Source organism: Paenibacillus xanthanilyticus, from assembly GCF_042682185.1.
GTDB lineage: Bacteria > Bacillota > Bacilli > Paenibacillales > Paenibacillaceae > Paenibacillus_Z > Paenibacillus_Z xanthanilyticus.
Genome location: NZ_JBHUHA010000001.1, coordinates 3,323,920 through 3,338,555, shown reverse-complemented (window position 1 = coordinate 3,338,555; position 14,636 = coordinate 3,323,920). Strand labels below are relative to the sequence as shown.

At 59.3% G+C, this 14,636-nt stretch carries 12 protein-coding genes, 1 pseudogene and 1 riboswitch; of the genes and pseudogenes, 6 read left to right on the top strand and 7 right to left on the bottom strand.

Annotation, left to right across the window (positions count from 1 at the left end; translation table 11 throughout):
* Nucleotides 1–36 precede the first annotated feature (36 nt).
* A pseudogene (locus ACFSKT_RS14275) lies at nt 37–931 on the top strand (ABC transporter permease).
* Between the two features lie 225 nt (nt 932–1,156).
* On the opposite strand, the gene ACFSKT_RS14270 reads toward ACFSKT_RS14275, so the two are convergent.
* Nucleotides 1,157–3,187 (bottom strand): beta-galactosidase, encoded by a 2,031-nt coding sequence (locus ACFSKT_RS14270; protein WP_377721658.1) that lies wholly within the window; start codon nt 3,185–3,187, stop codon nt 1,157–1,159.
* Between the two features lie 134 nt (nt 3,188–3,321).
* Here ACFSKT_RS14270 and ACFSKT_RS14265 point away from each other — a divergent pair, with 134 nt between their 5' ends.
* Complete coding sequence (locus ACFSKT_RS14265; RefSeq protein WP_377721657.1) at nt 3,322–4,197, top strand: AraC family transcriptional regulator; 876 nt, start codon at nt 3,322–3,324, stop codon at nt 4,195–4,197.
* A gap of 151 nt (nt 4,198–4,348) precedes the next feature.
* On the top strand, nt 4,349–5,677 hold the full coding sequence (locus tag ACFSKT_RS14260; RefSeq protein WP_377721656.1) for an HNH endonuclease: 1,329 nt from the start codon (nt 4,349–4,351) through the stop codon (nt 5,675–5,677).
* Nucleotides 5,678–5,782: 105 nt separating this feature from the next.
* Here the strand turns inward: ACFSKT_RS14260 and ACFSKT_RS14255 are convergent, their stop codons facing one another.
* On the bottom strand, nt 5,783–5,968 hold the full coding sequence (locus ACFSKT_RS14255; RefSeq protein WP_377721655.1) for a hypothetical protein: 186 nt from the start codon (nt 5,966–5,968) through the stop codon (nt 5,783–5,785).
* Between the two features lie 302 nt (nt 5,969–6,270).
* A riboswitch (cyclic di-AMP (ydaO/yuaA leader) is annotated at nt 6,271–6,535 on the top strand.
* A 100-nt stretch (nt 6,536–6,635) separates the two neighbouring features.
* On the opposite strand from ACFSKT_RS14255, the gene ACFSKT_RS14250 reads away from it, so the two are divergent.
* Entirely contained in the window at nt 6,636–7,316 is a 681-nt protein-coding gene (locus ACFSKT_RS14250; protein WP_377721654.1) for a 3D domain-containing protein, read from the top strand.
* A gap of 24 nt (nt 7,317–7,340) precedes the next feature.
* Here ACFSKT_RS14250 and ACFSKT_RS14245 read toward each other — a convergent pair whose 3' ends face one another.
* Nucleotides 7,341–8,297 (bottom strand): polysaccharide deacetylase family protein, encoded by a 957-nt coding sequence (locus ACFSKT_RS14245; RefSeq protein WP_377721653.1) that lies wholly within the window; start codon nt 8,295–8,297, stop codon nt 7,341–7,343.
* A 184-nt stretch (nt 8,298–8,481) separates the two neighbouring features.
* On the opposite strand from ACFSKT_RS14245, the gene ACFSKT_RS14240 reads away from it, so the two are divergent.
* Nucleotides 8,482–9,444 carry an alpha/beta fold hydrolase gene (locus tag ACFSKT_RS14240; RefSeq protein ID WP_377721652.1) on the top strand — a complete coding sequence of 321 codons (963 nt, stop codon included), beginning with the start codon at nt 8,482–8,484 and terminating at the stop codon, nt 9,442–9,444.
* 98 nt (nt 9,445–9,542) lie between these two features.
* Here ACFSKT_RS14240 and ACFSKT_RS14235 read toward each other — a convergent pair whose 3' ends face one another.
* Nucleotides 9,543–10,793, bottom strand: coding sequence for a methyl-accepting chemotaxis protein (locus ACFSKT_RS14235; RefSeq protein WP_377721651.1), 1,251 nt, complete (start codon nt 10,791–10,793; stop codon nt 9,543–9,545).
* Between the two features lie 274 nt (nt 10,794–11,067).
* Between ACFSKT_RS14235 and ACFSKT_RS14230 the strand changes: the two genes are divergently transcribed.
* Complete coding sequence (locus ACFSKT_RS14230; protein WP_377721650.1) at nt 11,068–11,490, top strand: O-methyltransferase; 423 nt, start codon at nt 11,068–11,070, stop codon at nt 11,488–11,490.
* Nucleotides 11,491–11,623: 133 nt separating this feature from the next.
* Here the strand turns inward: ACFSKT_RS14230 and ACFSKT_RS14225 are convergent, their stop codons facing one another.
* The 3 genes from ACFSKT_RS14225 to ACFSKT_RS14215 all read right to left on the bottom strand — a co-directional run bounded on the left by ACFSKT_RS14225 (nt 11,624) and on the right by ACFSKT_RS14215 (nt 13,931).
* The gene (locus ACFSKT_RS14225) at nt 11,624–11,854 is read right to left on the bottom strand and encodes a small, acid-soluble spore protein, alpha/beta type (protein ID WP_377721649.1); all 231 of its coding nucleotides are present in this window, start codon (nt 11,852–11,854) and stop codon (nt 11,624–11,626) included.
* 98 nt (nt 11,855–11,952) lie between these two features.
* Nucleotides 11,953–12,858 (bottom strand): TIGR03943 family putative permease subunit, encoded by a 906-nt coding sequence (locus ACFSKT_RS14220; RefSeq protein WP_377721648.1) that lies wholly within the window; start codon nt 12,856–12,858, stop codon nt 11,953–11,955.
* 38 nt (nt 12,859–12,896) lie between these two features.
* Nucleotides 12,897–13,931 (bottom strand): permease, encoded by a 1,035-nt coding sequence (locus tag ACFSKT_RS14215; protein WP_377721647.1) that lies wholly within the window; start codon nt 13,929–13,931, stop codon nt 12,897–12,899.
* Between the last annotated feature and the right edge of the window lie 705 nt (nt 13,932–14,636).

The following is a 14,636-nucleotide window of genomic DNA, read 5'->3' as shown; positions in this document are numbered from 1 at the left end:
CCGCTTGTCCGGGCGCTGCTTAAAGGGGGAAGCGACATGAAGAACAACGCAGAGCAAGCCGCCGCGGAGGGGGCTTTCGGTCCGGGCGGCGCCCGGATCGGCGGAGCGGGGACGGCCGCAGCGGCACAACGGGCCGAACGGACCGGCAAACGAAGGGCGCTCTACGGCAAACTGCTGCCGCCGGTCATCGCGTTCATCGTCTTTATCGGCGGCTGGGAGCTGATCGTGAAGCTGATCGGCACGCCGGCTTATATATTCCCGAAGCCGAGCGATATCGCGATCGCCGCGGCGGAGAATTTCGACAAGCTGATGGCGTCGGTATGGACGACGATGGTCGAAGCGGTGCTCGGCTTTCTGCTTAGCATCGTGCTGGGCGTCGGCGGGGCGATCCTGCTGGCCAGCAACCGGTATATCGAGAAAGCGATCTACCCGTACGCGGTTATCCTGCAGACGATCCCGATCGTGGCCATCGCGCCGATCATCGTCATCTGGTTCGGCGCCGGCGCGAACGCGATCGTCATCATTTCATTCCTGATCGGGTTTTTTCCCGATGCTCTCGAACACGCTCATCGGGCTGCATTCGACGGATGCGAACATGCTGAATCTATTCCACCTGTATAATGCCGGGCCGGTGCAAACGATGTGGCGCCTGCGCATTCCCGCCGCGCTCCCGTACATCGTCGCGGGCTTGAAAATCTCCTGCACGCTCGCGGTCGTCGGCGCCATCGTAGGGGAATACATCGCGGGGATCGGCGGAGGCAAGGGCGGGCTTGGCTATGCCATTACGATCGCGGCCTCGCAGCTGCAGACGGCGTTCCTGTTCGCGGCCGGGTTATCGGCCTCTCTGCTCGGCATTGGGCTGTTCCTGCTGGTGAATTACTTGTCGGGCCTGCTGCTCAGCTCGTGGCACGAGTCGGAGATGAAGAAGTAAAGCCTGGCGCGGAATGCCGGAACGCAAGGACGCAACCGATCGATAACCGGGCGAACGCCGCTGCCAGCCATATAGAAGAAGCTCCCCTTTCGCAAGCGAATGGGGAGCTTCTTTGACTTGCGCTTGCGCCCGCAGGAGGCGAGCGCAGCGAATGGGAATATTTCTCTTGTACCTAAACGGAGGCTTACGTCGTTTGGTAGACAACAGGCCTCGCCGTCCGTGCGCTTAACGTACTTCTTCCACGATGAGGACGCCGCGGCCTGCGATCTCGCTGACGCCTGCGAGGGAGGCGCCGGTCAACAGGTCGGTGCCGCCGTGCTTCAAGTCCACGCTGACAGCTTCGGCGTTGTGGTTCAGGACGAACAAATACGAGCGACCGTCCTTCACGCGGCGCGTGACCTCGACGCCTTGGGCGACGCCTGGCAGCGGCGCGATGCCGCGCTGCGCGCACAGCTCGCCGAGGAAGCCCTGCAGGAAGCTCGCCTCCGGACTGGACGCGACGTAATACGCTTCGCCCGAGCCGAAGCGGTTGCGCGTCAGTACCGGCATGCCTTGGTAGAAATCCTGCCCGTACACGGCCAGCACGTCCGCCGTCTCGGCATGGATCAAGTCGCAAAGAATCGAGCAGTCGTATTCGCCTTGCAGCGGGCCGAACGATTCGTTCATGACGATCCGGTTCGTGTGGCCGGGGAAGAGCGCGTCGATCTCTTCCGCCCAGATGCCGAGGAGGCCGCGCAGCTCGCCCGGATACCCGCCGAGCGTGACGATGTCGTTCTCGTTGACGATGCCGCTGAAGAACGTCGTGATGAACGTGCCGCCGTTCTGGGTATACGCTTCGATGCGTTTGGCGACGCCCGGCTTCACCATGTACATGACCGGCGCGATCACGATGTCGTAGCCGCTCAGGTCGCTCTCGAAGCTGACCATGTCGACGCTGATGCCGAGCTGGTACAGGGCGTCGTAATATTTGTGCACCTCGTCCACATACTTGAGCGCGACGGTCGGGCCGCTGGAATACTCGATCGCCCACCGGTTCTCCCAGTCGTACATAATCGCGACCTTGCTGTCCGATCGGGCGCCGAGGAAGGCGTCGCCGAGCTTCGAGAGCTCCGCGCCAAGCTGTGCGCATTCGCGGAAGACGCGCGTGTGCTCGTGTCCGACATGCTCGATTAGCGCGCCGTGGTATTTCTCGCAGGCGCCGACCGAGCGGCGGAGCTGGAAGAACATGACCGAGTCCGCGCCGTGGGCCACGGCCTGGTAGCTCCACAGCCGCATGACGCCCGGACGCTTGAGCGTGTTGTACGCCTGCCAGTTCTGCTGGCTCGGCGTCTGCTCCATCAGCAGGAACGGCGCGCCGTCCTTCAGGCCGCGCATCAGGTCGTGCGTCATCGCGGTGTAGCTGACCGGCGTGTCAGCCGACGGATAGTTGTCCCAGGAGACGATGTCCATATGCTGCGCCCATTTGAAATAATCGAGCGGCTTGTAGGTGCCCATCAGGTTCGTCGTCACCGGCACGTCCGGCGTGTGCGCCTTCAGCGCGTCGTATTCGAGCTTGTAGCACTCCAGCATGCCGTCCGAGTTGAAGCGGGCGTAGTCGAGCGAGATGCCTTGGAAATTCGTTCTGTCGCCGCCATCCCAAGACTCGGAGAGGGCGTTCGGCGGCACAATCTCTTCCCAGTCGTAGAACGTGTGGCCCCAGAAACGGGTATTCCACTGCTCGTTCAGCTTGTCCAGCGTGCCGTATTTGCGCTGCAGCCACAGCCGGAAGCGAGCGGCGCAATTGTCGCAGTAGCAGTCGCCGCCGTATTCGTTCGACACGTGCCACAGCAAGAGGGCGGGATGGTCCTTATAGCGCTCGGCAAGCTTGCTTGCCAGGCGAACCGAGTGCGTGCGATAGACTTCGCTGCTCGGGCAGGAGTTGTGGCGTCCGCCGAATTTGCGTTTGCGTCCTTCGAAATCGACGCGTAGGATCTCCGGGTATCGGCGCGCCATCCAGGCCGGATGAGCGCCCGTGCCCGTGGCGAGACAGGCGTGAATGCCATTGGCTTGAAGCATGTCCATAATGCGGTCGAGCGTCTCGAAATTATAGGTATTCTCCTCGGGCTGCAACAGCGCCCAGGAGAAAACGTTGACGGTCGCGATATCCATGCCGGCAAGACGGATCAGCCGCATATCCTCCGGCCAGACCGACTCGTCCCACTGCTCGGGGTTGTAATCTCCGCCATATAACATTTTGGGCAGTTTCGATGTATCCAAACAAACAGCTCCTTTTTTTGTCATATTCATGTATGTAAGCACTTTCCCATAGGCGATACTAGGATGTTGCATTTATTTTATGCTATGATGCTAGCAAGAGAAATATAATATAAGAACAGGCGGTATATGAGAATATGGAACAGAATGTCCGCCGAACGGAATACGTGGTGAACGGACAGCTCCGTCGGTTTTTGTTCGCGCTGGGCGAGCAGGACCTTCCGCTGTACGTCGAGAGCATCGGCATGAACCCGGAACAGGAGCCGATCGAGCGCCGCTCCGGCTATCCCGTGTTCCACTGGCTGCAGACGATGGCCGGCGAAGGCGAGTTCGAGCTGTCGGGCAGAAGCTTCACCCTTACGCCCGGCAACGGAGCGTTGTTATTCCCCGGCGTGCCGCATGCGTACGCGAAGAAAGGCAAAACATGGACGACGCTGTATTTGACCTTTGGCGGCACGTTGGCCGAGGCGATGCTCGCGGCGCTTGATATCCGCCATACGGAGTGGTTTCATTGGAATGAAGACGCGCCGATCACCAAGCAGCTGTTCGAGATGATCGATTCGGCGGAGCATGACGAGGACCGCACGGGTCTTGATGCTTCCGCGCAGCTCTATCGGTTCATCACGACGCTCAAGAAATACGGCCAGACGGGCGGGCGCTCGTCGTTGTTTCATCATTTGGAGAAGCTGGACCCGCTGCTGCAGTGGCTGGAGGAGCGCTTCGGCGATCCCGAGATCGGGCTCACGGATATGGCGGACCGGCTGCAGATCAGCCCGCGGTATTTGAACGCGCTGTTCCGGCAGGCATTCGGCATTACCGCCTACGCCTACTTGATCCGGCTGCGCATCCGCAAATCGAAGGAGATCATGAGCCGGGGCGAAAGACGAACGGTGAAGGAAATTGCCCTCGCCTGCGGGTACCGGGACCCGAGCCACTTCATCGCCGCCTTCGGCAAGACCGAGGGGATGACGCCCGAGCAGTTCCGGAAGCTGCAGGGCTGGGCGGCTCCATGACTTCGTTTTACGCTTTTATATGAACTTGCAACTTGCATGGCCTGTGTGCGAAATGCGCCGCGCCGTTATAGAAGGCGCCGCCGTTTCGCCTTGGCTAGACAAGGTTAAAACCGGATAGAATTCAAGGATCGAAAGAACGGAGCGAACGGAAATGGAAGCGAAACGATGCGGAGCATGCGGCTTGGAGAAGCCGATCACCTCCTTCACGAAGCGTTCCGGACGAAGCGGCCGGCGCGGGACGTGCCGTTCCTGCCAGCGCAAGCGAGGACGGGAAGTCGAAGAGGGACCGGCGCTGGCCGACGAGGCAACGCGGGATAGCACCGGAGATGGCCTGACAGGTCATGCCGCGGTAGCGGCGTACCAGAAGCTGGGTCCGGCGCCGAACGGCCAAGACCGGATTAACAGCGTTATTCCGGCATCCTCGGCGCATGACGAGGGCTTGGAAGCCGATGAACCGATTCTCTCCAACGCGGATGGAGACGCGGACAGGGCCGGAGCGCAGTCCGGTGCAGACGCCGAACGCGGCGCGGCCGAGAAGCCGCGCAAGCGCAAACGCAAACGGAGAAGACGGAAGAAGCGCGAGCCAGCGCCGCTTGAATCGGCTCTGCTCGCGCAGCCGCAGGCCGAAACGGAGGCGCGCGAGCCTGACGAGCGCTCGGGAGATCAAGAAGGCGGGTTAATCCCGTTATTGTCAGAGAGCGAAAGGTCCGCCGGCGAGAGCGATGTCGCGATGGCGCTTGAAGAAGCCGCCGCGCCGGAGCCGGACGGGGAAGCCCCGGCGCGCAAGAGGAAGCGCCGGCGTCGCCGGCGCAAATCCAAGTCGAAGCCGGTCCAGACGAGCGCCCTGCCAGACGGCGGCGAAGAGCGGGCGGAAGCCCAATGGCTGCTTCCGGATCAGGATGGCGACGATACGTTCGCCGGCGAAGCCGATTGGGTGGATTCGCAGGCGGAAGGCGTCGACGGCGCCGACGGAGACGGGACGCCGTCGCGCAAGCGGAAGCGGAGGCGGCGGCGCAAGCGCAAAGCAGGCGCCGACCAAGCCGCGGCGCCCGCAAGGCCGCAGGTCAGGCCGCCTTACAGGCGGATCGTGCCGATCAAAGGGCCGTTCAAATACGACGTCGCGCTGCTGAATGACCGGGGCACCGGACTTATTCGTCTGCGCGGTCGGCGCGAGACGGGCAAGCGGTGGTCGACGGAGATTCCGACCGAGATGGCGATCCGCATGGTATCGGAAGGGGCGGCCGGTATCATCAACCCTTCGCTCATTCACAAATTGTACACGAAGACGGATTTCAGGCTGCTCATCCTGCAGCGCGACGATTATATATGCAAGTACTGCGGCCGGTTTGGCGATACAATCGATCACGTCATGCCCAAATCCAAGGGCGGATTATCCACGCCGGATAATTGCGTGTGCGCCTGCGCGGAGTGCAACCTGAAGAAGGCCGACCATTTGGATTTTGTCTTCGACGACTTTTGAGCCGCGCGCGAACACACCGCCGCGCCATGCCGGATAACGATAAAAACACCGCTTGGGCCGGAGGTTTCCGCGATGGAAACACGCTGGCTTTGGCGGTGTTTTGCATTAGCGCATCGGGCGGTTGGAGGGGCCAAGGAAGGGAGCTGTAACCGCATGAAGGCGGCTGAACCAATTGGCGAACGTGCGCTTATAACGGCTTGCCTCCACGGAGAGCTCCGATTTGGCTTCGTCTCGTCCTTCCTGCAGGGTACGGATGGCCTGTCTTCTGTACTCCGATTCGAATGTCATCATAAGCGAATCCTCCTTGGCTATTCATGAGCCGTTTGAATTGCAAACGCTTACACTTTAATTATACATAATATTCAGATTATTTAAAGCGTGTTCAACCATTCCGAATATTATGCAGGGATTTATCCATTTCTGGAATTTTGAAGGTTGAATAAATCCGATCCGGATGAACGGAAATTCCTCTTAGCGACTGCTGGGAGCCATTTTTTCTTGCGCGTCAAACGTATATGAACCCTGCACTTCTACGTGTCGGGGCGCTGACTGCCGCAATTTACCGGTAGGAATCGGGCTTGGGACGATGTAACGTTTTACACGAGCCGAAACTTAATCGTACGGGGGATCTACGGAACCTATCGCAAGCCGATATTTTCCGCCGTGTTCGCGCATGACGACACGGATTCTGCGTTTCGTCCGGGGCTGTCCGCTAGACCGCAAGGTCGTTCGTAGGGCAGCTGAAGGATGGAATCGCTTGGGGTGAATCGCGAGGCGCAAAAGCCATGCACTCGCGTAGGGTCGAACTCCTCGACCCGAATCCGACAACTAACCTCGTAGGCCACATGCTGGAGCGGAGCGTTCGCGGGCTGTAACGGGCCGCGGTTCCGTTCGCGTTGACGAGAGGCGAGCGTCGCGAATGACGGCGCGTTTCTCGTAAATAAAGGAGGTTGTTCATATGTTTACGTTCAAATCATGGAAAAAAACCACGGCAGCCGCTGTTCTCGGGCTTGCGCTGCTCGCCTCGGCTGGCACCGCAAGCGCGGATGCAGCGTCGCATAAAGCGACGGATACCGATACGTTCTGGAGTTTGTCCAAACGGTATGGCGTCTCGGTGGAAACGTTGATGAAGGCAAACCCGACGGTCAATCCGCTAAACATCTACGCGGGTCTTGCGATCACGATTCCCGATGGCAACGGCAAGCCGCAGCAACCTGTTGCGAAAGCAAAAAGCGAGCCGATCGCGAGCGCAATACCGGACCAACTTCCGGCGGCAGCGTCTGAGCCAACGCTGACGGTGAAAGGCAAAGCCGTGGCTTACACGGACGCGCACCACGTCAAAGCAAGTGCTTATACGGCCGCCGCGAGCGAGAACGGCCAGTGGGGCGCCGTCGATTATTTCGGCAATCCCCTGAAGGTCGGAACCGTCGCGGTCGACCCGAGTCTTATTCCGCTCGGCACCAAATTGTACGTGACCGGGTATGACTACAACGGTCTGCCGGTTGGCGGCATGTTTGCTGTCGCGTCCGACATGGGCGGCGCGATCAAAGGCAACCGCATCGATATTTTCGTCTCGTCGTCGCAGCAGCAGGCGCGCACGTTCGGGTATCAATATGTCCATGTGTTTGTTTTGAAATAGCACGAGAAGAAAGGCGACTGCGCTTTATGGCGCGGTCGGCCGCGAGCGCTGCTCCGCTTTATGGGGTTGCGCTTTTTGCGTTTGGCCTTGATGCGACGGATGCCGTTTCGGGCGAGGCGAACGGGCGACCGGCCGACCGAGCAGCTCGGGCAGCGACACGATCGTGTAGCCTTTCTTGCGCAAATATTGAATCAGCTGCGGAAGCGCCTGTACCGAGCCGGATAGATTCTGCGTCGGGCCGCCGCCCGCATGCTGCAAAATAATCGATCCCGGCTGGAGCGTGCTTTTGATATTGGTCATGATGCGCGCGCTGCCGATGCTGCGCCAGTCTTCCGAGTCCACGTCCCAATTGACGACGGTATAGCCATTCGCCTGCGCCCACTCGATCTGCTTCGGCGTAATGGCGCCGTACGGCGGACGGATGTAGCGAGGACTGTAGCCGGCTAACGAGCGCAGCAGCAGATCCGTTTGGGCCACCTGTTGACTGAATTGGTACACCGAGATTTTCGGGAAGACCGGGTGATCGTAAGAATGGTTGGCGATCATGTGTCCTTCCTTGCGCATTCGCTTTACTATGGCCGGATAAGCTTTGGCTTTCGAGCCGAGCACGAAAAATGTGGCGCGAACCCGGTATTTCGCCAGCATGTCAAGCACCTTCGGCGTATATCGGGGATCGGGGACGTCGTCGAACGTCAGCGCGACCTTCATGCTGCCGCGCGAGCCCCGGACGAAGAACGTCCCCGGGTACCGCCGCTGCAGCTCGATCCACGAGTAGGAGTCCGCAGAGCGCTGGTCTCGTCGCGAATCGGCCATCGCTTTAAAGGTGGATGTATCCGACGGAAGCTTGGTTGCCTCAAGACTTCTCGCGGCTTCGCTAATCGGGGTGGCGGAAGCCGTGCACGCCTGCATAGCGAAAAGGAGGGCGAGGACGGTAAGCCATCTTCCTGCAGCCGAATTCCGGATGCCGTCTGCATTACCCATCGGTCTCCCTCCTTTCGGTGGCGAGGTGCTGTTTGATTCATTTTCCCGCCAAGGCGACTCGAACATGCATCGGAGATTTTGATTAATTACAGGAAATCGCCGATTTTAATGCTTTACACGACCTCGCCGACGGGCTTAACATGAGAAAATCAGGAAACCAATCCATGTGTGAAGGAGAATGGAAATGCCGCAAATCGATATGCCGTTCGCGCAATTGCAAACGTATTCAGGGATCAATCCGAAGCCAGACGACTTCGAACAATACTGGGAGGAAGCGCTAAGCGAAATGCGCGCGACGGACCCGCAGATCGAGCTGGTTCCGAGCGCGTTCCAAACGCCTGCGGCGGAATGCTTCGACTTGTATTTTACGGGCGTCGGTGGTGCCCGCGTGCATGCGAAATACGCGCGACCGCGCGGCGCGTCCGAGCCGCATCCGGCCGTCCTGCAATTCCACGGCTATACCGGCAGCGCCGGCGACTGGACCGAGCGTCTGGCTTACGTATCGCTTGGATTTTCCGTGTTCGCCATGGACTGCAGAGGTCAGGGCGGCTCTTCGGAGGACGCGGGCGGCGTGAAGGGCAACACGCATCACGGGCATATTATCCGGGGGCTGGACGATAAACCGGAGAATCTGCTGTTCCGCGGCATTTTCCTCGATACGGCCCAGCTTGCTTCGATCGCCATGGACATGGAGGAGGTTGACGAAACCCGTGTGTACGCGACCGGCTGGTCGCAAGGCGGGGCGTTGACCATCGCATGCGCGGCGCTCGAGCCTCGTATCCGCAAAGCGGCGCCGGTCTATCCGTTCCTTAGCGACTACAGACGGGTGTGGGAGATGGATCTGGCGAAGGATGCCTACGAGGAGCTGCGCGGATACTTCCGCCGATTCGATCCGCAGCACAAGCGGGAGGACGAGGTGTTCACCCGTCTGGGCTACATCGACATCCAGCATTTGGCGAATCGCATTCAAGCCGACGTCGTCATGGGCGTGGGTCTGATGGATACGATCTGTCCGCCGTCGACCCAATTCGCGGCGTATAACAAGATCCAGTCCCGCAAGCGGCTGGAAGTATATCCGGACTTCGGCCACGAAGGACTGCCGGGTCTGCATGACACGATCATTCAATTTTTCCTGAGCGAAGAATAAGGGACTGCCGGCCGTCGGCATCCAACGACCGCTGTACGAACGCCAAAAAAAGCGCCCTCCGGATTGCACTGGAGGGCGCTTTTTGGCGTTGTGGCATCTTAGACTTTAAAGACGGACATCGTGCGCTGGAGCTGATTAACGTGCTGCTGCATGCGCTCGGTTTCTTGAATGACGGATTGAACGGACGCAATCTGTTCGTTCATCGAAGCGGCTACCTCCTCGGTACCTGCCGCCGACTGTTCCGTGATCGCCGAGATGTTCTGGATCGTCGACGAGATGCGTCTCGTGCTCTCCAGCATCGCCGCGCTGTCGCGCGCGAACTGGGAAATTTGTTCGCTGATGAATTTCACGCTGCCGATGATCTCCGCGAACGATTGCTCCGTTTGATGAAGGGCCTCGGTCTGCGTCTTGACGACTTCTCCGTTGACCTGAATGCCGGTGATCGCTTGCTTGACGGCGGCGTCGATGCTCTTGACGAGCGTGAATACTTCCTTGGTGGCCGCGTTCGATTCCTCGGCAAGCTTGCGAACCTCCTGCGCGACGACCGCAAAGCCGCGACCGTGCTCGCCTGCGCGCGCCGCTTCGATGGAAGCGTTGAGCGATAGCAGGTTCGTCTGTTCCGCAATCTCGGAGATCGTGTGCGTAATGGCGGAGATGCCGTCTGCTTTATGTGCCAAATCTTCAATGGAAGCGGCTACATTTGCGGTCGCGTCGACGTTGCGTTTCATTCCTTCAGCTTGGCTTTCGACCGCTTGGCGGCCTTTGTCCACGAGCGCCAGCGCTAGCTCCGAGCGTTCGTTCATCTGCTTGGTCGCGTCGGCGTAGCTTGCGAAGCTTGCTTCGATCTCGCGGATCGAGTCAGCCATGACGTTGATGTCGGCCGAGATTTCGGCTGCGCCCGTAGCCAGCTCTGTGGCGGACGTCGTGACCTGATCCATCATTTGCTTCAAATCGGTATTCTTGTAGTAGATCGTGCGGCTGGAATCGTTGACGACGCCCGAGATGCCGGATGTTTCTTTCAAGATGTCGCGGATTTTGCCGACCATGCTGTTGAAGGAATGGCCGAGTTCCCCGGTCGAGGAGACGTCAAGCGTCTGCGTGAAGTCGCCTTTGGACACGGAATAGGCGGCATTCCTCAGTTCTTCGAACGAATGCGAGAGCGTCTTCTCGAAGAAGAGAACGACCGGATACGTGACCGCGGCCATGACGGCGATGATGACAAGACCGGCCCATACATTGCCCCCGAAGACGAGAAGCGCGATAAGCAGAAGTACGGCGAAGAGGACGACGTTCGAATAAAATCCAACCATGAGCTTCTTGCGGACGGATAAAGCATGCAGCCATTTCATAGACCGACCCAGGCCCCTTTCGTTTGTCACTATATAGGTATCTTTTCCCTTATTATATCACCGGCGCAGGGATTGTCTATATTTGTCTAAAAAGTGGCGAACGGGTCGAATTTCCGGTGCAGAAAAGCTCGAACGAAAGCGGTTGGTGAGGATTTGAAACCTATATGTAAGTAAATTGTAAAAAACTGATTGAAATTTGTAAGTCTTTCGTCTTATAATGAGTCCGAAGTACTAAATGGTAACTTTATGAAAAAATGGCGACGGGGTGTAGATGATGGGGATGGAATCAACGCCGCTTGCGCGGCAAATGGATTATGCGTTTAGGCAGATGGAGCCGGAGTTGATCCATGCGGCAGCAGGAACAGTCATAATTCAAATTCGTAATGACGTGATCGGGAAGTATGGCGTTTGCCATAATCCGATCGAAAGCCGCGACGGCAGCATCGAGTCGGCCTCCGCGGAACCGGGTCTTAAAGCCGATCAGGTGCACGCGTTCCGAAAGCTTGCGCTCGATTCGCTGAACTACAAGCGGGGCTGGACGCACGGCGAGATCCGTTTTGATTTCAGCGTCCGCAAAGGTTCCTGGTCGGCGGGCATCACCTTCGAGTCTAATTACAATATGGCGAATATCGCCAACGGGATGTTTCGTCTACAGCCGAAGTACGGCGCGCCGCACGCGCTGCGGGATGCGCCTTAAGCAGGCTGAGGACTAGTAGGACGAAGAACGAAAAGACCTGAGCAGGTTAACCTGCCTAGGTCTTTTTGCCTTGCTATGTCGGCGGTTGCGCCCCGAATCGCCTACGCGTCGGAAGCTGCGAACCGCTGCCGTATTAGCGTCCGTATGTACCGGCGATTTGCTGTTCTGCGATTTGCACGAGCTTGCGCGTGATGTAACCGCCGATTGCGCCCGTGTCGCGAGTCGCCATATAGCCGTAGTAACCGTCCTGCGGGATTTGGATGCCAAGCTCCTGCGCTACCTCGTATTTCATTTGATCCAGCGCTTGCGAGGCTTGAGGCACCACCAGTGTATTGCTGCTGCGGGATTGACCTTGTCCTGCCATCTGAATTCACCTCCCTTGTGTAAGGATAGTATGGCTAGATTGGGAGGGGGTTTATACGAAAACGGATACAGAGACATGATATGTATTTATTTCCAATTTTACTCGAACTGTTTGTCGAAGTTGTAGTCGGGATACACATACGGAGAATCCGGCGTTCGGATGGATTCGATGTGCGTGACGAGCAGCTGCAGGATCGTGTCGCCGTCATACTGCCCTTCCTCCAGCGTCCCGGACACTTTCACCCAGGAATCCTTGCGGAGGGTGGCGGCATTTTCGAAGGTTGCGACGAGGCCATAAGGCAGCGAGTCGGCCGAGCAGCAGTTCATGGCGAACCGGCTGACGGCGAATTGGTCGGCTCCCATCGCTTCGTCACGGTAGACGAAGCCGCTCAGCTCGACTTGCTTGCCGATAAAGTTCTGGCGATAGAGATCGAGCGTGGTCAGCGTCTCGATGAACCACTGGTCCGGCACCGCGATCGCGGGCTGGGCATACAGCTGCTTCCCGTAGGCGGCGTAGCTGGCCGTATATTCATCGGCAAGGAATATTGGCTCCTGTGCGCCGCTCCCCGAGGCGGGCAGCGACGGAGGCGTCTTCACGCCCGAGCCGGCGTTCGCCAGCGTCTCCGCGCCTGCGAAGGTTATGCCTTTCTTGGCGGCGAGCGAGCTGCCGAGCGTCGCCTCCGGCAGCAGGAAGCCGAGCGCGAGCGGCAGCACGAACAAGCCGTAGACGACGACGTTCTTCGGAATGGACACCGGCGGCTCATGGTCGCATCCGCAGTCGGCGGCTTTCTGGCCCTTCGAGGCCCGGAAGGCCGCGTAGACCTGGTAGATGGCGGCCGCATACAGGACGAGCGCGGACAATTTGACGAACGGCTCCATCCGGGGAGCAATATAGAGCGACAAGGCGTCTCCTCGGGCTAACTGGACGATAAACAGCGCGAAGCCGCCGAGCAGGACGGCTCTAATTAAATAATGGACCAGACGTCTGCGGTCAGGATCGGCCATCGGAATTCCTCCTTTACGGATCGTGGCATGGGAAGGGGCTATAGCCAGAGCTGCGCGGTCAGCAGGGAGCCGCCCAGCACCAGCGCGAACAGCAGCAGGACGATGGCGGCGACAATCTTCGTGCGGAACGTGCCGAGCAGCATAAGCACGCTTTTGAGATCGACCATGGGCCCGAAGACGAGGAAGGCGAGCAGCGCCGACGGCGCGAAGATGCCGTTGAACGAAGCGGCGACGAACGCGTCGGAGGTGGAGCACAGCGATAGCAGGAAGGCGAGCCCCATCATGAACGCGCTGCCGGACCAGGTGCCGCCGCCGATGCCGGCCAGCACCTCGCGTTCGACGGACGTTTGCACGACCGCCGTCAGGAACGCGCCCAGAATGACGTACTTGCCGATGTCGAACAATTCGTCCGAGGCATGCGCGAGCGTCGCGGCCATGCGGCCCCAGAAGCCTTTGGCTCCCTGCGAATGATCATGCTCGTAGATCGAAGTCGCGCCGTTGTTCGCCGCCGCCAGCTCGTAGGCGTCCCGCTTGAGCGGGTTGCGCTTCAAGAACCGGCTCAGCAGCAGGCCGAGCACGACGCATACCGCCAGCGCCAGCCCAAGGCGGGCGTACGCCATCCCGGGCTGTCCGCGGAAGGCCGTATACGTGGAGGTGAAGACGACCGGATTGACGATCGGACCCGCGAATATGAACACCATGCCGATATAGGGCGGCATGCCTTTGCGGATCAGCCGGCGCACGACCGGGATCATGCCGCATTCGCACAGCGGGAAGAGCAGGCCGAGCAAGCTGCCGAACAGGACGCCGGCCACCGGATGCTTCGGCGTCAGGCGCGCGATGGTCGCATCGGAGACGAACACCTGCAGGAGCGCGGAGACGAACACCCCGAGGAGGATGAACGGGAATGTCTCGAGAATAATGCCGAGCAGCAGCAGCTTGAACGACTGCAGCGTGGCGGGATCGAGCGAGGCGAGGGCGCTCAGCCAGCCGTTATCCGCGAGGATCAGCGCCAGCATCGCCAAGCAGCCGGCCGTCAGCAGCGGCATGCCGACCCGGTAAACGACGGTCATACGAAAAACGCTCCTTTCGGGTTGGACTAGTCTATAGAAAGAATATGCGAAGCTTGGCCGCGGCAGGACAAAGAGGGACTTTCTTTTTTTAAGAAGATTGTTGGCCAAAAGGAAAGGGTTGCCATATTGAAATGTGGCGGGCGTGCGAGTATAATCATCCTAAATGCGAGGAAGGGAACAAGTACGCGCGCGAGGAAGCGTCAGAGAGCCGGTGGTTGGTGCGAACCGGTGCGGACGAGCGAAGCGGAATGGATCCCGGAGCAGGGCCGAGGAAACCCGCGCAAGAAGGCGGGCAAGTATGCGGCGCACGCGTCGTTCCACGTTAAGGAACTTGAGGTTCGTCCCGTTTGCTGCAGCATCCGGAAGCGAACGAATTAGGGTGGCACCACGGTCCTTCGTCCCTTTGCGGGAGGAAGGACCTTTTTGCGTTTGATTTTTGTCATATTGACCCGTGGCGTGTTGGCGTCCCGGAAGGGATTCGAACCGTAAGTTTTGTCCGCAAGGACAAAGCGAGCCCGCCGCGAAAGGACGCATCGAAGACGGCTGCGTCACAAGCAGCGTACATTCGGGGTGTCCAGAGGGCGGAGGGGTTGGGGGAGCGGAACAAAGTAAGCTTTGTCCGTGAGGACAAAAGCGCGCCAAGCTCGAAAGCAACCGCCGTCCACTAGCCCGACTCGTCAGCACGAAAGCGGGTGTCCAGAGGGC